This window comes from Streptomyces liangshanensis (assembly GCF_011694815.1).
Lineage (GTDB): Bacteria > Actinomycetota > Actinomycetes > Streptomycetales > Streptomycetaceae > Streptomyces > Streptomyces liangshanensis.
On the sequence record NZ_CP050177.1, the window covers coordinates 6,094,247 to 6,110,668 of the forward strand.

Consider the following 16,422-nt stretch of genomic DNA (forward strand, 5'->3'; position numbering starts at 1 on the left):
CTCACTCCCAGCGGAAGAACGTGCCCGCCGCGCCGAGCCCCGCCGCCGCCCAGACCGCCAGGATCCCGAGGTCCCCCCACGGGGTCCCGGCGCCGTGCTGGAGCACGTCCCGCAGCCCGTCGGAGAGCGCCGAGATCGGCAGGAGGCCGAGCACGGTCTGCGCCCCGTCCGGGAACCGGTCCAGCGGCACGATCACCCCGCCGCCCACCAGCAGCAGCAGGAAGACCAGGTTCGCGGCGGCGAGCGTCGCCTCCGCCTTGAGGGTCCCCGCCATCAGCAGGCCGAGGCCCGAGAACGCCGCCGTGCCCAGCACGAGGAGCAGCAGGACCACCAGGGGGTTGCCGTGCGGCGACCACCCCAGGGCGAACGCGATCACCGTCAGCAGGACGACCTGGAGCACCTCCGTGACCAGCACGGACAGCGTCTTGGCGGTCATCAGCGCCCAGCGCGGCAGCGGTGACGCGGCGAGGCGCTTGAGCACCCCGTACCGCCGCTCGAAGCCCGTCGCGATCGCCTGTCCGGTGAACGCCGTCGACATCACGGCGAGCGCCAGGACGCCGGGCGCCAGGAAGTCCACCGCTTTGCCCGCGCCGGTGTCCACGACGTCGACCGTCGAGAACAGCACCAGCAGGAGCGAGGGGATGATCACGGTCAGCAGGAGCTGTTCGCCGTTGCGCAGCAGCAGCTTCGTCTCGAACGCCGTCTGCGCGGCGATCATGCGCGCCAGCGGCGCCGCGCCGGGCGCCGGGGCGTACGTGGCGCCGCCCGCGCGCAGGCCGGTCCCCGGGCTCGTACCGGTGCTCATCGCCGCAGCTCCTTGCCGGTCAGTTCGAGGAAGACGTCCTCCAGCGTGTGCCGCTCCACCGCTATCCCCGACGCCATCACGCCGTGCTGCGCGCACCAGGAGGTGACGGTGGCGAGCAGCTGCGGGTCGATCGTGCCGCCGATGCGGTACGCGCCCGGCGTCAGCTCGGCGGCGGCGGTGCCGTCGGGCAGCGCCTTGAGCAGCGAGCCGAGGTCGAGCCCCGGGCGGCCGGTGAAGCGCAGGGTGTTCTCGGCGCCGCCCCGGCACAGGTCCTCGGGGCTGCCCTGGGCGATGACCCGGCCCGCGTCGACGATCACGACGTCGTCGGCGAGCTGTTCGGCCTCGTCCATGAAGTGGGTGGTGAGGACGACCCCGACGCCGTCGCCCCGCAGCTCGCGGACCAGGTCCCAGGTGGAGCGGCGGGCCTGCGGGTCGAGCCCGGCGGTCGGCTCGTCCAGGAAGACCAGTTCGGGGCGGCCCACGACAGCGAGGGCCAGGGCGAGCCGCTGCTGCTGGCCGCCGGACAGCCGCCGGTAGGTCGTACGGCCGCAGTCGCCGAGGCCGAGGCGCTCGATCAGCGCGTCGACGTCCAGGGGATGGGCGTGCAGCCGGGCCATGTGGCGGAGCATCTCGCCGGCGCGCGCCCCGGAGTAGACGCCACCGGACTGGAGCATCACGCCGATGCGGGGGCGCAGCCGCGCCGCGTCGGCGACGGGGTCGAGGCCGAGGACCCGTACCGTGCCGGCGTCCGGCCGCCGGTAGCCCTCGCAGATCTCGACCGTGGTGGTCTTGCCGGCGCCGTTGGGGCCGAGGACCGCGGTGACCGTACCGGCCCCGATCCGCAGGTCCAGGCCGTCGAGCGCGGTCTTCCCGCCGTACCGTTTGATCAGTCCCCGGATCTCGACCACGGGTTCGCCGGCGACGCTGTGCATAGCGGGGAGTCTAGGCAGCGGGGGAGGGCGCCGGGGCCCCGGGGCCGGAATGCGGTCGCCGTAACCGCCCGGACCGGCCGAAAAGCCCTTTCTTAGGTAACCCTAAGTGATCAATTCCACCGCGCCCGGTTCTGGACCGTAGTTGTCAGCGCCGAGGGAATTACGCAACAATGGCGTTGTGAAATACCTGGGCGAGGCTCCGCAGGAGGAACTCGCGACCGGCGAGCGCTCCACGCGCAACCGCGTCGCGCGCTCCATCCTGGACCACGGCCCGTCCACGGTCTCCGACCTGGCGGGACGCCTGGGACTCACCCAGGCGGCGGTCCGCCGCCACCTCGACGCCCTCGCCGCCGACTCCGTCGTGGAGGCCCGCGACCAGCGGGTGTACGGCTCACGCGGACGCGGCAGGCCCGCCAAGGTGTTCGCCCTGACCGACTGCGGCCGGGACGCCTTCGACCAGTCCTACGACAAGCTCGCCGCCGAGGCGCTGCGCTGGATCTCCACCGCGGCCGGCGGCGGGGAGCGGGGCGAGGCGGCCGTCGCCGCGTTCGCCCGCGCCCGGATCGCCGCGCAGGCCGAGGCCGGGCGGTACGCCGACGTGGTCGAGGCCGCGGGGCCGGACGGGCGCACGGAGGCGCTGGCCAAGGCCCTGAGCGCCGACGGGTACGCTGCCACGGCGCGCGGCGCGGCGAACCAGCAGGGCGAGCAGCTCTGCCAGCACCACTGCCCGGTCGCGCACGTCGCGGAGCAGTACCCCCAGCTGTGCGAGGCGGAGACGGAATTTTTCTCCCAGCTGCTCGGTACGCATGTACAACGGCTGGCCACGATCGCCCACGGCGACGGGGTCTGCACGACGTTCATCCCCCGGGCCACCGCGTCACCGCCGAGCGGGTCCCCGCACACCACTGACCAAGCATCCGAAAGCAACGCCGGGAGGAACCCCGCATGACGCTCCCCACGGAGACCGCCCACCCCGAACTCGATGGCCTGGGCACCTACGAATTCGGCTGGGCCGACTCGGACGCCGCCGGCGCCGCCGCCAAGCGCGGTCTCTCCGAGGCTGTCGTGCGCGACATCTCCCAGAAGAAGAACGAGCCGGAGTGGATGCTCAAGCTGCGGCTCAAGGGCCTCAAGCTCTTCGGCAAGAAGCCGATGCCGAGCTGGGGCTCCGACCTCTCCGGCATCCACTTTGACAACATCAAGTACTTCGTGCGGTCCACGGAGAAGCAGGCGGAGTCCTGGGAGGACCTGCCCGAGGACATCAAGAACACGTACGACAAGCTCGGCATCCCCGAGGCGGAGAAGCAGCGCCTCGTCGCCGGCGTCGCCGCGCAGTACGAGTCGGAGGTCGTCTACCACCAGATCCGTGAGGACCTGGAGGAGAAGGGTGTCATCTTCAAGGACACCGACACCGCGCTCAGGGAGAACCCGGAGCTGTTCCAGGAGTACTTCGGCACGGTCATCCCGGTCGGCGACAACAAGTTCGCGTCGCTGAACTCGGCCGTGTGGTCCGGCGGATCGTTCATCTACGTGCCGAAGGGCGTGCACGTCGACATCCCGCTCCAGGCCTACTTCCGTATCAACACGGAGAACATGGGCCAGTTCGAGCGGACGCTGATCATCGTCGACGAGGACGCGTACGTTCACTACGTCGAGGGCTGTACGGCCCCGATCTACTCCTCGGACTCGCTGCACAGCGCCGTGGTCGAGATCATCGTGAAGAAGGGCGGCCGCTGCCGCTACACGACGATCCAGAACTGGTCGAACAACGTCTACAACCTCGTCACCAAGCGCGCCGTGGCGTACGAGGGCGCGACCATGGAGTGGGTCGACGGCAACATCGGCTCCAAGGTCACCATGAAGTACCCGGCCGTGTACCTGATGGGCGAGCACGCCAAGGGCGAGACCCTGTCCATCGCCTTCGCGGGCGAGGGCCAGCACCAGGACGCCGGCGCCAAGATGGTCCACATGGCCCCCAACACCTCGTCGAACATCGTCTCCAAGTCGGTGGCGCGCGGCGGCGGCCGTACCTCGTACCGCGGTCTCATCGAGATCGGCGAAGGCGCCCACGGCTCCAAGTCCAACGTGCTGTGCGACGCGCTGCTGGTCGACACCATCTCGCGCTCCGACACCTACCCGTACGTGGACGTCCGCGAGGACGACGTGTCCATGGGCCACGAGGCGACCGTCTCCAAGGTCTCCGAGGACCAGCTCTTCTACCTGATGAGCCGCGGCCTCTCCGAGTTCGAGGCGATGGCGATGATCGTGCGCGGATTCGTCGAGCCGATCGCCAAGGAACTGCCGATGGAGTACGCGCTGGAACTCAACCGGCTGATCGAGCTCCAGATGGAGGGCTCCGTCGGCTGACGGACCCACCACCAGGCCGGGCGGCGACCCGCCCGGCCCCCTCGTTCCCCCGTCCCAGAGGCAGAGAGTGAGCACCACGACAGCCATGGCTGAGGCTCAGAACATTCCGGCGGGCTCCACCACCGCCGGTTCGATCGCGGTGGCCGCCGAGTCGACCGTCGCCACGCGCATGAGCGCGCCCCCCTCCTTCGACGTGGCGGACTTCCCCGTCCCGCACGGCCGTGAGGAGGAGTGGCGGTTCACGCCGCTGGAGCGGCTGCGTGGCCTGCACGACGGCACCGCCGTCGCCACGGACGGCAGCGTCACCGTCGAGGTGAACGCCCCCGACGGCGTCACCGTCGAGACCGTCGGCCGCGACGACGCGCGCATCGGCAAGGCCGGTACGCCGGTGGACCGCATCGCCGCCCAGGCGTACTCCTCCTTCGAGAAGGCCTCGGTCGTCTCGGTGGCCAAGGAGACCGTCCTGACCGAACCGATCAGGATCGACGTCCGCGGCGAGGGCGGCACCGCCTACGCGCACCAGGTCATCGAGCTCGGCGCCTTCGCCGAGGCCGTCGTGGTCATCGACCACACCGGTGACGCGGTGCTCGCCTCGAACGTCGACTACCTGATCGGCGACGGCGCGAAGCTCACCGTCGTCTCCGTCCAGGACTGGGACGACAAGGCCGTCCACGTCGCCCAGCACAACGCGCTGGTCGGCCGCGACGCATCGTTCAAGTCGATCGTCGTCACCTTCGGCGGCGACCTCGTACGGCTCCACCCGCGCGTCCAGTACGCGGGCCCCGGCGGCGAGGCCGAGCTGTTCGGCCTCTACTTCACCGACCGCGGCCAGCACCAGGAGCACCGCCTCCTGGTCGACCACAACGCGCCCAACTGCAAGTCGAACGCCGCCTACAAGGGCGCGCTCCAGGGCCAGGACGCCCACGCCGTCTGGATCGGCGACGTCCTCATCCGCGTCATGGCGGAAGGCACCGACACGTACGAGATGAACCGCAACCTCGTCCTCACGGACGGCGCCCGGGTCGACTCCGTGCCGAACCTGGAGATCGAGACCGGCGAGATCGCCGGCGCCGGACACGCCTCGGCGACCGGCCGGTTCGACGACGAGCAGCTGTTCTACCTGATGTCCCGCGGCATCCCGCAGGCCGAGGCGCGCCGCCTCGTCGTCCGCGGCTTCTTCGCCGAGCTGGTCCAGCAGATCGGACTGCCCGACGTCGAGGAGCGCCTGCTGACGAAGATCGAGACGGAGCTGGAGGCGACGCTGTGAGCGTGCCGACCACCTTCGTCCGCGTCTGCGGCCTCGGCGAGCTGGAGGAGGACACCCCGAAGCGGGTGGAACTCGACGGCACGCCGGTCGCCGTCGTCCTCACCGAGGGCGAGGTGTTCGCGATCAACGACATCTGCTCGCACGCGAACGTGTCGCTCTCGGAGGGAGAGGTCGAGGACTGCATGATCGAGTGCTGGCTGCACGGCTCCAGCTTCGACCTCCGTACCGGCAAGCCGTCCAGTCTTCCCGCGACGCGCCCCGTCCCCGTGTACCCCGTACAGATCCAAGGGGACGATGTGCTCGTCTCCGTCACCCAGGAGTCCTGAGCCCCCATGGCAACGCTTGAAATCAACGACCTGCACGTCACCGTCGAGGCGGAGGGCGGCCCCCGCGAGATCCTCAAGGGCGTCGACCTGACCGTCAAGCAGGGCGAGACGCACGCCATCATGGGCCCCAACGGCTCCGGCAAGTCGACCCTCGCGTACTCGCTGGCGGGCCACCCCAAGTACACGATCACCGGCGGCACGGTGACGCTCGACGGCGAGGACGTCCTCGCGATGACCGTCGACGAGCGCGCCCGCGCCGGCCTCTTCCTCGCCATGCAGTACCCGGTCGAGGTCCCCGGCGTCTCCGTGTCGAACTTCCTGCGGACGTCGGCCACCGCGATCCGCGGCGAGGCCCCCAAGCTGCGCACCTGGGTGAAGGAGGTCCGGGAGACGATGGAACGCCTCCAGATGGACCCGGCCTTCGCCGAGCGCAACGTCAACGAGGGTTTCTCCGGCGGCGAGAAGAAGCGCCACGAGATCCTCCAGCTCGAACTGCTCAAGCCGCACATCGCGATCCTCGACGAGACCGACTCCGGCCTCGACGTGGACGCCCTGCGGGTCGTCTCCGAAGGCGTCAACCGCGTCAAGGAGACCGGCGAGGTCGGCACCCTGCTGATCACGCACTACACGCGGATTCTCCGCTACATCAAGCCCGACTTCGTGCATGTCTTCGCCCAGGGCCGTATCGCCGAGTCCGGCGGTGCGGAGCTGGCCGACAAGCTGGAGAACGAGGGCTACGAGGCGTACACGAAGGGTGGCGTCACCGCGTGACACAGCTGCCGGGCCTCCTCACACCGTCGAGCGCGCCGTCGGGACGGCTGCTCGACGAGGCGATCCGCAAGGACTTCCCCCTGCTGGATCGTGTGGTCCATGACGGGAAGAAGATCGTTTACCTGGACAACGCGGCGACGTCCCAGAAGCCGCGCCAGGTCCTCGACGCCCTCAACGAGTACTACGAGCAGCACAACGCCAATGTCCACCGTGGCGTGCATGTGCTCGCCGAGGAGGCCACGGCGCTGTACGAGGGCGCGCGCGACAAGGTCGCCGCCTTCATCAACGCACCCAGCCGCGACGAGGTGATCTTCACCAAGAACGCCTCGGAGTCGCTCAACCTCGTGGCGAACATGCTCGGCTGGGCCGACGAGCCGTACCGGGTCGACAGCGACACCGAGATCGTCATCACGGAGATGGAGCACCACTCCAACATCGTGCCGTGGCAGCTGCTCTCGCAGCGCACCGGCGCGAAGCTGAAGTGGTTCGGCCTCACCGACGACGGCCGGCTCGACCTCTCGAACATCGACGAGATCATCACCGAGAAGACGAAGATCGTCTCCTTCGTGCTGGTCTCCAACATCCTCGGGACGGTCAACCCGGTCGAGGCGATCGTCCGGCGCGCGCAGCAGGTCGGCGCCCTCGTGCTGATCGACGCCTCGCAGGCCGCGCCGCACATGCCGGTCGACGTCCAGGCCCTCCAGGCCGACTTCGTGGCCTTCACCGGCCACAAGATGTGCGGTCCGACGGGCATCGGCGTCCTCTGGGGCCGCCAGGAGCTGCTGGAGGACCTCCCGCCGTTCCTGGGCGGCGGCGAGATGATCGAGACCGTGTCGATGCACTCGTCGACGTACGCCCCCGCGCCGCACAAGTTCGAGGCGGGTACGCCCCCGATCGCCCAGGCCATCGGCCTCGGCGCGGCCGTGGACTACCTCTCCGCGATCGGCATGGACAAGATCCACGCGCACGAGCAGGCGATCACCGAGTACGCGGTGCGCCGCCTGCTGGAGGTGCCCGACCTGCGCATCATCGGCCCCGCCACGGCCGAGGAGCGCGGCGCCGCGATCTCCTTCACGCTGGGGGACATCCACCCCCACGACGTGGGGCAGGTGCTCGACGAACAGGGCATCGCGGTCCGGGTCGGCCACCACTGCGCGCGGCCGGTCTGCCTGCGGTACGGAATTCCGGCGACCACACGGGCGTCTTTCTATCTGTACTCCACACCCGCCGAGGTCGACGCTCTGGTCGAAGGGCTGGAGCACGTCCGTAACTTCTTCGGATGAGGACTGAGCCGTGAAGCTGGATTCGATGTACCAGGACGTCATCCTGGACCACTACAAGCACCCCCACGGGCGCGGTCTGCGGGACGGCGACGCCGAGGTGCACCATGTCAATCCGACCTGTGGTGACGAGATCACCCTGCGGGTGCGGTACGAGGGGTCGCTGATCGCGGACGTCTCGTACGAGGGCCAGGGCTGCTCCATCAGCCAGGCCAGCGCCTCCGTACTGAACGATCTCCTCGTCGGCAAGGAGCTGGCCGAGGCGCAGAAGATCCAGGGCACCTTCCTGGAGCTGATGCAGTCCAAGGGCCAGCTGGAACCGGACGACGCCATGGAGGAGGTGCTGGAGGACGCGGTCGCGTTCGCCGGCGTCTCGAAGTACCCGGCACGCGTCAAGTGCGCCCTGCTGAGCTGGATGGCCTGGAAGGACGCGACGGCCCAGGCCCTCGCCGCCGCCCCGGCCGCCGGCCCGAACGACCGCCCGACGAAGGAGACGGCATGAGCGACAACGAGACCGTGACCATGACCCCCGCCTCCGAGGAGGAGGTCCGCGAGGCCCTGTACGACGTGGTCGACCCCGAACTGGGCATCGACGTCGTCAACCTGGGCCTGATCTACGGCATCCACATCGACGACGCGAACATCGCGACCCTCGACATGACCCTGACGTCCGCGGCCTGCCCGCTGACCGACGTGATCGAGGACCAGGCGAAGTCGGCGACGGACGGCATCGTCAGCGAACTCAAGATCAACTGGGTCTGGATGCCGCCGTGGGGCCCCGACAAGATCACCGACGACGGCCGCGAACAACTCCGAGCCCTGGGCTTCAACGTCTGAGCCGCCGCGCTTCCGTACGGCTTCTGATACGGCTGCCGTAAGCGCTTCCGAAGGCCCCCGACCTCTCCGGTCGGGGGCCTTCGCGTATGTCCGGAGGGGTGTTGTGTACGGGTGTACGCATCGATGTGTACACTCGTACGCATGGGATATGGACTGCTTGCCGGGGCGATAGCGGCGGAGGTGGCCGGGACTACGGCCATGAAGTACAGCGAGGGGTTCACCAGGCTTTGGCCCTCGCTGCTGACCGTGGCCGGTTACCTGATCGCCTTCAGCCTGCTCGCGCAGACACTCAAGACGCTCTCCATCGGTACGGCCTACGCGATCTGGGCCGGGACCGGTACCGCCGCGATCGCCGCCATCGGCATCGTCTTCATGAACGAGTCGGCGGGGCCCGTCAAGATCGCCGGGCTGGTCCTGGTGATCGCCGGAGTGGTTGTCCTCAACCTCGGAGGGGCCCACTGATGAGCCGCCGCTACGACCCCGACCGGCGCCAGCGCATCACCGACGCCGCGTTGCGCGTCGTCGGGAACAACGGGATCGCGGGGCTCAGCCACCGCACCGTGGCCGCCGAGGCGGACGTGCCCCTCGGCTCCACGACGTACCACTTCGCCTCCCTGGACGAGATGCTGGCCGCCGCCCTGCGGCAGGTCAACGAGGGCTTCGCGGCGGCCGTACGGGACAGCGAGGCGCTCGCCGACCCCGCCTGCGACATGGCGGCGGAGCTGGCCAGGATCATCGGGGTGTGGCTCGCGGGGGACCGTACGGGCGTGGAGCTGGAGTTCGACCTCTACCTCTCCGCCCTGCGCAGGCCCGTGCTGCGGCCGGTCGCCGCCGAGTGGGCCGACGCCGTCGCCGAGATCCTCGCCCGGCGGACCGACCCGGTCACCGCCCGGGGGCTCGTCGCGCTCATCGACGGGATCTGCCTGCAGGTGCTGCTCACCGACGCGGTGTACGACCCGGCGTACGCGCGCGAGATGCTGGCGCGCCTGATCCCGTGACGACGCGGTGCGCCGGTCCCGGCGGGCCGGCGCGGCGGTAGGTTGGGCCGGTGAGCATCCCTCCCTCGGGTCCCGAGATCACCTACGCCGAATGCCGGCAGTGCGGCACGCTGATCGCGGGGCTGGACGGGCGGTACAGCTGCGGGGTCTGCGGCTGGGTCAACCACCACTCCGAGGGCCACCGCGAACTGCCGCGCGCCGAGGACGACGCCGACCACCCGGCGGGCGGCGCCGAGGGGAACCGGTTGAGCGCCGACGACAACAGGCTGAGGGGCGAGGGCGACAGCTGAGTGCCGAAGGCAACCAGCTGGGTGGCGAAGGCAACAAGCTCGGCGGCGAGGGTGACGGGCTGGGCGGCGAAGGCAACCGGCTGGGCGGCGAGGGTGGCAGGTTGAGTGGCGCGGGTGGCAGGGCGGGCTGGGATCGTTCCGCGGTGCGGCGGGCCGGGACCGGTTGGCCCGAGCCGCCCCGGGACGGTTAGGTTCAGGGCATGACCGACACGCCTTCCTTCCGTTCCTCCCGTACCACCGGCGCCGCCGCCGCCGGGCTCGCCACGCTCACCGAGGACGGGACCGTCCTCGACACCTGGTTCCCCGCGCCCGAACTGCTCGCCGAGCCGGGCCCCGCCGGCACGGAGCGGCTCACCGAGGCGCGCGCCGTGGAACTGCTCGGCGAGGGCGCGGCCCGCGCCGTCGGCCCCGACCCGCGCCGCGGCGTCGAGGTGGTCGCCGTCCGTACGGTCATCGCCTCCCTCGACGACAAGCCGCTCGACGCGCACGACGCGTACCTCCGCCTCCACCTGCTCTCCCACCGCCTGGTCCCGCCGCACGGCCAGAACCTCGACGGGCTGTTCGGCGTGCTCGCCAACGTCGCCTGGACCTCGCTCGGCCCCGTCCCCGTCGACGGCCTGGAGGCGGCGCGGCTCAACGCCCGCGCGGAGGGCCTGCACCTCCAGGTGACCTCGGTGGACAAGTTCCCCCGCATGACCGACTACGTGGCGCCCCAGGGCGTCCGGATCGCCGACGCCGACCGGGTGCGCCTCGGCGCGCACCTCGCCACCGGGACGACCGTCATGCACGAGGGCTTCGTCAACTTCAACGCGGGCACGCTCGGCACCTCCATGATCGAGGGCCGGATCTCCGCCGGGGTGGTCATCGGCGACGGCACCGACATCGGGGGCGGCGCCTCCACCATGGGCACGCTCTCCGGCGGCGGCAAGGAGCGCATCGTCATCGGCGAGCGCTGCCTGATCGGCGCCGAGGCGGGCATCGGCATCGCGCTCGGCGACGAGTGCGTGGTCGAGGCGGGGCTGTACGTCACGGCCGGTACGCGCGTCACGCTGCCCGACGGCCAGATCGTGAAGGCCCGCGAGCTGTCGGGCGCGAGCAACATGCTCTTCCGCCGCAACTCCGTCACCGGCACGGTCGAGGTCCGGCCGAACAACGCGGTCTGGGGCGGCCTGAACGACGTCCTGCACCAGCACAACTGAGGTTCCGCGGGAAGGCCGCACGGCGGCGGGGCGGGTGCCGGTTCAGGGCCGGGCCGCGTGCAGCAGCTCCCCGTACGTGGCCAGCAGCCCGTCGGCCGTCTCCCGGCCGGCGGGCAGCAGCGGTTCGCGGACCGGCCCCCCGGGCAGGCCCAGCCCGTCGAGGAGCGCCTTCGCGGTGACCGTGCCCGGCAGGCCCGACGCCATCATGGACTCGACCAGCGGCAGGGTGAGTTGGTTGAGCCGTACGGCCCCGGCGCGGTCCCCGGAGTCGTACGCGTCGAGCACCGCCCGCATCTGCCGGGGCGCGACGCCCGCCACCGTACTGACGTACCCGGCGCCGCCCACCGCGTACAGCGGCAGGTTCAGTTCCTCGCAGCCCGAGTAGTACGCCAGCGACGTCCGCGCGATCGCCAGGGAGCTGCCCAACAGGTCGTACGCGCAGTCCTTCACCGCCACCACGCGCGGGTGGGCGGCCAGCGCGAGCAGGGTGGCGGGCTCGATACGCGTACCGGTGCGGCCCGGGATGTCGTACAGCATCAGCGGCAGGCCGGTCGCGTCCGCGACACGCAGGAAGTGCGCCTCGACGGCGGCCTGCGGAGGGCGGCTGTAGTACGGCGTCACCACCAACAGGCCGTCCGCGCCGGCTTGTTCGGCCTCGCGTGCGAGGGCGACGGTGTGCCGCGTGTCGGCGCTGCCGACCCCCGCCACGACGAAGGCGCGGTCACCGACCTCCTCGCGCACGACCCGGACGAGCGCGGTCTTCTCCGCGTCCGTGGTGGTGGGGGACTCGCCGGTCGTGCCGTTCAGGACCAGCCCGTCGCACCCCTCCGCCACCAGATGGGCGGCCAGCTTCCGGGCGCCGTCCAGGTCCAGGGCGCCGGTGGCGGTGAACGGGGTGATCATCGCGCACAGGGCGCGGCCGAACGGGCGGGGAGTGGTCATGCCCGCAGTGTCCGCCCGCCCCACCGTGAAGGTCCACTTAGATCTTCTTGCCTCCACGATGTAGTGCTGCTGAACCGAAGGGTGCCGCCGATCGGTTGTCGTCGAACAAGGGATCGGTATGGGGCAGGATGCACGGCATGACTCGTTCGCTCCGTGCCCCCTTGCTCCTGCTGGCGCTGACCCTCGCCCTCGCGTCGGCCGGCTGCGGTACGGAGAGAGCGGGCGCGCCCGGCGACGACGGCGGCAAGCTCCACGCGACGGCGGACCCCACCCCGGCCCCGGACCCCCGCCCCTCCGTCGACCGGTCCCAACTGGAGGCGCGGGCGCGGTACATGCAGTCCGCGATCGAGCTGATCCGGGTGACCGACCTACCCGGCTTCGCCGTCGCCCCACAGTCCGTCGGCGTACTCGGCGACGACGGCTTCCACAGCGTGTACGTCACCCCGCGGGGCACCACACAGATCGAACTCGCCGTGGAACGCGGCACGTTGACCGCGAACACCTGCCCGGACACCCCCGTCGACGGAACGGGCGGACGCGTCGCGTGCGAGAAGGACGGCGCCGCCTGGTACCGCGTCTCCGGCCAACTCCACGAATACGCCCGGCCCGAGGACGGCCACGTCGTCCGCCTCACCGCCCGGCGCGACACCGTGGACCGCGCCACCCTGCGCCGCGCCGCGAGCGCCGCCCGCCCCGCGGACGACGCGGAGCTGGACGCGCTGCTCCCCAGGAACATCCCGACCGCACCGGTCGAGCGGGGCGATCTGCCGCCCGTGGGCGACGGGGCCCCGAACAACTCGGTGCCGGAAGGGGCGTCGGGCTGACCGGTGAGCCGATGGTCCACCACCGTCCCGCACTGGTCCAATGGAGAACATGGAGAGTATGGACAACGAACACGCCGACAGGGGCGAACTGGACGCACTGCGCGCGGCTTTCCCGGCGGAGCACTGTCTGCCGCCGCTGGGCTGGGACGGGGTCCGCGCCTTCGAGCGCGCCCACGACATCGTCCTGCCCGAGCCGTACCGCACGCTGGTCGCCGAGATATGCGACGGATGCACCGAGGGACCACCCGACATCGACGGGCTGATACCCCTGGCGGCGCTGCCCGCCGACTGGGGCCCCGACGACACCCAGCGGGTGCTCGCCGAGCCGTTCCCGCTGACCGAGGCCTGGGTCTGGGAGGACGACCCACGCCCGTACGAGGAGATAGAGCCGCTGATCGACGCGGTCAGCAACCACGGCAGCGTGGTGCTGGGCACGGACGGCTGCGGCATGTACTGGCACCTGGTCGTCACCGGCCCGCAGCGCGGCCGGCTCTGGAACATCAGCGACGTGGGCGCGGCACCGTTCGGGGCGGTGTTCGGGACCACCGCCGCCACCGACGGATTCGCCGGCTGGGTCGGACTCTGGTCCACCACCCGCCGGCCCTGGTACGACGTCGTGGTCTGACCCCCACGACCGCCTCGGGAGCGTTGAGTTCCCCCGTACTTCGCGGTCCGGCTCCCAGGGGCGGACCGGGTGATGAGGGCGTGCGTCAGGGGGCGCGCGCCGACCGGGGCATCACCGGGAACGTACGGGGCCACCGCTCCCGAGAACACCACCCCCGGGGCGCCGGCCGCCGGGATCGGCCGGGACGCCCGGTGAACCGGTGGCGAGGGCCGAATACGTCTACGCTGGGGGCCGCCCCGACCGTGCGTGACACGCTCGGGCCCGCCCCGACCGTGTACGCGCGAGGAGAACCACCAGATGCCCGGAGATCGCACCTCCCTGCCGCCGGTGCGGCTGCCCTCGGACGCGGAGCTGGCGCGGGACGCGCTCGCCGCGCCGCTGCTCGCCCGCGCCGTACGCCTCGCCCGCTGGGCCGGGCCCGGCACGCGGGTCGGCGCCGGCGGCGAACTCGTCGACGAACAGCTGCCCGCCGCCGCGGAGCTGCTCGGGCTCGGCGACGAACTGGAGGACGGGGACGGGGAGGCGTACGCCAGCGAGGCGTGGCGTGTCGCCGTCGACACGGGGCTGGTGGAGGTGGAGGACCCCGATGAACCTGACGAGCAGGACGCCTCCGACGGCGCTCTCGACGCGGATTCCGGGGACGGCGAGCCGACCGGGAGCGTCACCGCGGGCGCGCAGCTCGCCCTGATCACCTCGGGCGCCCCGCAGGACGTCCTGCCGCTCTGGCTGGAGGCCCTCGACGTGGTCTTCGCCGACGCGACCGCGCCGATCCTGGACGACCTGGCCGCGGTCATCGACGACGACGGCGAGATCGACTTCGAGGCGCTCGACTGGGACCCCGAGGCGGAGGCGGAGTTCCTGGAGGGCGTCCTCGGCAACCTCTACCTGCTCACCGTCGCGGACGGCGGCGCCACCGAGGGGCCCGTACCGCTGCCCGTGCTCGCCGCGTCGATGATCGTCCCGGACGACATGGGCGAGCCGACCGACGACATCCTGGAGCAGGTCTCCGAGGCGATGATGCGGCTGGACGACCAGTTCCAGCTGCTGGAGCCGATCGGGCTCGTCACCTACACGCCCGTGGACGAGGCGCTGATGGTGGAGGACGCGGACGGCGCCGAATCCGCGCTGCCCGTCGAGGAGGACGACGTCTCCCGGTACGGGATGGTACGGCTGACGCCCCTCGGCCTCTACGGGATCAGGTCCCGCATGCTGGAGGCCGGCGTGGACGCGCCCGCGGTGGGTGACCTCGCGGGCAAGGACGCCCGGGCGCTGCTGGACGGCATCGCGCACTTCCCGGAGCTGTCCGCGCGCGCGGAGACCGAGCAGTGGCTGGCCCGCCGCGCCGCCGCGGACGCGGCCCGCGACCTGCTCGCGGCGGCCCGCGGCACCGACGAGGGCGCGCCGCTGCGCCGCCTGCACTGCCAGCAGGCGCTGTCGCTGGTCGGCGCGGAGGCGGAGCCGGCGGTACGGGAGGTCCTCGACTCCCCGGAGCTGGGGGGCCTCGCCCGGGTCTGGCTCGCGGAGCTGGGCGCCGCCGACGTGCCGGCGCCGCCGGAGTCGATGATCTTCTGGCTGGCCATCGACACGATCGCCGCGCAGCTGTCGGCGGACGGGGAGCCGGACGAACTCCAGGAGCTGGTCGAGGGGTTGGTGGGGCAGCACAGCGGGTTCTTCGACACGGCGTGGCGGGTGGAGCATCCGGCTACGGCGGAGGTGCTGGAGGCGATGGGGAGGTTGCACCGGGACCGGACCGTCTCGAAGGAGGCCCGCAAGGCAGCCTTCCGCGCCCGCTCCCGCAGCTGAGCCCGCCCCCGCACCGATGTCCTCAATCGCCGGACGGGCTGGGTTGTTGCGCCCGATGTCCCGTGCGGGTCAAAGACGTCCTCAATCGCCGGACGGGCTTGAACAGCCCCGGGGCGGGCGAGCCTGTCCCGGTCCCGGGCCGCAGCGGCACTATCAAGCCCGTCCGGCGATTGAGGACAAAGTAGTCACCCGCGCGGCCCCCCGGCCCCGAAGCCCGTCCGGCGATTGAGGACAACCCCGCGGGTCAGCGGAGGTGGGAGGCTCCGTTCAGGTCCAGGATCGTTCCCGAGGACCACACCGCCTCCGGCGACGCCAACCACACCACCGCCGACGCCACCTCCCCCACCCTCCCCACCCGCCCGAACGGGCTCTGGGCGCGGATCGTGTCGCCCTCCGGGCCGGTGAGCCGGGTCGCGACGCGTTCCGTCTCGAAGAAGCCCGGGGCCACCGACGCCACCCCGATGCCGTACGGGGCCAGGGACACCGCCAAGGACTGGCCCATCGCGTGCACCGCCGCCTTCGTCGCGCCGTAGGCGGGGTGGTCCGGCTCGCCCCGGAACGCCCCGCGTGAGCCGACGTTCACGATCCGCCCCGCCACCCCCCGGTCGATCATGTCCCGCGCCGCCCGGTGGCTGAGCAGCGCCGTGGCGAGCACGTTCACGGACAGGTGGCGTTGCCACGTCTCCGTCCACTCCTCGTACGACGTCGTCGGCAGCGGATGCCGCTCGTTGACCGCCGCGTTGTTGACCAGGACGTCGATCCCGCCCAGCCCCTCCGCCGCCTCGTCCGCGACCCGCGCCACCTCCGCCGGGTCGGAGAGGTCGCCGCCCACCAGCACGTGCCCCGTACCGGGCAGGGACTCCAGCGTGCGCCGGGCGTCGGCGGCGCGGGTCCCGTGGTGGACGGCGACCACGTCGCCGTTGGCGGCGAAGGCCCGGGCGACCGCCCGCCCCAGCCCCCGCGAGGCCCCGCTGACGAGCACCCGCCGCCCCGAGGCGGGCAGGTCCGGGACCGGCCCGGGCAGGTCGGGGGCAGGCACGGGCAGGTTCATGGAAGCGGGCCTCTCGACGTCGGACGTTGTTCAACCGCTGTTGGTGCGCGCACGCGACAGTGTCCCCCCGTTCCGGCGCCCCGGCGCCCACGCCCAGGAGGCCAC

The 16,422-nt window shown here is 71.6% G+C and carries 19 protein-coding genes; 15 read left to right on the forward strand and 4 right to left on the reverse strand.

What is annotated here, in order from left to right:
* Window position 1 precedes the first annotated feature (1 nt).
* The gene (locus HA039_RS26425; protein ID WP_167033860.1) at window positions 2-805 is read right to left on the reverse strand and encodes an ABC transporter permease; all 804 of its coding nucleotides are present in this window, start codon (window positions 803-805) and stop codon (window positions 2-4) included.
* Entirely contained in the window at window positions 802-1,737 is a 936-nt protein-coding gene (locus HA039_RS26430) for an ABC transporter ATP-binding protein (protein WP_167033861.1), read from the reverse strand. Before HA039_RS26430 ends, HA039_RS26425 begins: the two co-directional genes overlap by 4 nt.
* 178 nt (window positions 1,738-1,915) lie before the next feature.
* Between HA039_RS26430 and HA039_RS26435 the strand changes: the two genes are divergently transcribed.
* The 12 genes from HA039_RS26435 to dapD all read left to right on the forward strand — a co-directional run bounded on the left by HA039_RS26435 (window position 1,916) and on the right by dapD (window position 11,072).
* On the forward strand, window positions 1,916-2,686 hold the full coding sequence (locus tag HA039_RS26435) for a helix-turn-helix transcriptional regulator (protein ID WP_167033862.1): 771 nt from the start codon (window positions 1,916-1,918) through the stop codon (window positions 2,684-2,686).
* A complete protein-coding gene (gene sufB, locus HA039_RS26440; protein WP_161310759.1) occupies window positions 2,683-4,104 on the forward strand; it encodes a Fe-S cluster assembly protein SufB in 1,422 nt (473 codons plus the stop codon). Before HA039_RS26435 ends, sufB begins: the two co-directional genes overlap by 4 nt.
* A gap of 85 nt (window positions 4,105-4,189) precedes the next feature.
* Window positions 4,190-5,371, forward strand: a complete 1,182-nt coding sequence (gene sufD, locus HA039_RS26445; protein ID WP_167033863.1) for a Fe-S cluster assembly protein SufD — start codon at window positions 4,190-4,192, stop codon at window positions 5,369-5,371.
* A 2-nt stretch (window positions 5,372-5,373) separates the two neighbouring features.
* A complete protein-coding gene (locus HA039_RS26450) occupies window positions 5,374-5,697 on the forward strand; it encodes a non-heme iron oxygenase ferredoxin subunit (protein WP_161310761.1) in 324 nt (107 codons plus the stop codon).
* 6 nt (window positions 5,698-5,703) lie between these two features.
* Complete coding sequence (gene sufC / locus HA039_RS26455; protein WP_161310762.1) at window positions 5,704-6,468, forward strand: Fe-S cluster assembly ATPase SufC; 765 nt, start codon at window positions 5,704-5,706, stop codon at window positions 6,466-6,468.
* A complete protein-coding gene (locus HA039_RS26460; RefSeq protein ID WP_425086384.1) occupies window positions 6,465-7,751 on the forward strand; it encodes a cysteine desulfurase in 1,287 nt (428 codons plus the stop codon). Before sufC ends, HA039_RS26460 begins: the two co-directional genes overlap by 4 nt.
* Window positions 7,752-7,761: 10 nt before the next feature.
* Window positions 7,762-8,250, forward strand: a complete 489-nt coding sequence (gene sufU / locus HA039_RS26465) for a Fe-S cluster assembly sulfur transfer protein SufU (RefSeq protein ID WP_167033864.1) — start codon at window positions 7,762-7,764, stop codon at window positions 8,248-8,250.
* Complete coding sequence (locus HA039_RS26470; protein ID WP_161310764.1) at window positions 8,247-8,585, forward strand: metal-sulfur cluster assembly factor; 339 nt, start codon at window positions 8,247-8,249, stop codon at window positions 8,583-8,585. The genes sufU and HA039_RS26470 overlap by 4 nt, the downstream gene beginning before the upstream one ends.
* Before the next feature lie 141 nt (window positions 8,586-8,726).
* A complete protein-coding gene (locus HA039_RS26475; RefSeq protein WP_167033865.1) occupies window positions 8,727-9,047 on the forward strand; it encodes a DMT family transporter in 321 nt (106 codons plus the stop codon).
* Window positions 9,047-9,583, forward strand: coding sequence for a TetR/AcrR family transcriptional regulator (locus tag HA039_RS26480; protein ID WP_167033866.1), 537 nt, complete (start codon window positions 9,047-9,049; stop codon window positions 9,581-9,583). The genes HA039_RS26475 and HA039_RS26480 overlap by 1 nt, the downstream gene beginning before the upstream one ends.
* Before the next feature lie 50 nt (window positions 9,584-9,633).
* A complete protein-coding gene (locus HA039_RS26485) occupies window positions 9,634-9,873 on the forward strand; it encodes a hypothetical protein (RefSeq protein WP_167033867.1) in 240 nt (79 codons plus the stop codon).
* Window positions 9,874-10,073: 200 nt separating this feature from the next.
* On the forward strand, window positions 10,074-11,072 hold the full coding sequence (gene dapD / locus HA039_RS26490; RefSeq protein WP_167033868.1) for a 2,3,4,5-tetrahydropyridine-2,6-dicarboxylate N-succinyltransferase: 999 nt from the start codon (window positions 10,074-10,076) through the stop codon (window positions 11,070-11,072).
* Window positions 11,073-11,114: 42 nt separating this feature from the next.
* Here the strand turns inward: dapD and dapA are convergent, their stop codons facing one another.
* Complete coding sequence (dapA, locus tag HA039_RS26495) at window positions 11,115-12,014, reverse strand: 4-hydroxy-tetrahydrodipicolinate synthase (protein ID WP_167033869.1); 900 nt, start codon at window positions 12,012-12,014, stop codon at window positions 11,115-11,117.
* A 137-nt stretch (window positions 12,015-12,151) separates the two neighbouring features.
* On the opposite strand from dapA, the gene HA039_RS26500 reads away from it, so the two are divergent.
* From HA039_RS26500 to HA039_RS26510, 3 genes are all read left to right on the forward strand, one after another.
* Window positions 12,152-12,838 carry a hypothetical protein gene (locus tag HA039_RS26500; protein WP_208298715.1) on the forward strand — a complete coding sequence of 229 codons (687 nt, stop codon included), beginning with the start codon at window positions 12,152-12,154 and terminating at the stop codon, window positions 12,836-12,838.
* 49 nt (window positions 12,839-12,887) lie between these two features.
* Window positions 12,888-13,463 (forward strand): SMI1/KNR4 family protein, encoded by a 576-nt coding sequence (locus tag HA039_RS26505; protein ID WP_425086385.1) that lies wholly within the window; start codon window positions 12,888-12,890, stop codon window positions 13,461-13,463.
* A 297-nt stretch (window positions 13,464-13,760) separates the two neighbouring features.
* A complete protein-coding gene (locus tag HA039_RS26510; RefSeq protein WP_167033871.1) occupies window positions 13,761-15,266 on the forward strand; it encodes a hypothetical protein in 1,506 nt (501 codons plus the stop codon).
* Between the two features lie 244 nt (window positions 15,267-15,510).
* Here HA039_RS26510 and HA039_RS26515 read toward each other — a convergent pair whose 3' ends face one another.
* Window positions 15,511-16,317 (reverse strand): SDR family NAD(P)-dependent oxidoreductase, encoded by an 807-nt coding sequence (locus HA039_RS26515; protein ID WP_167033872.1) that lies wholly within the window; start codon window positions 16,315-16,317, stop codon window positions 15,511-15,513.
* Window positions 16,318-16,422 lie beyond the last annotated feature (105 nt).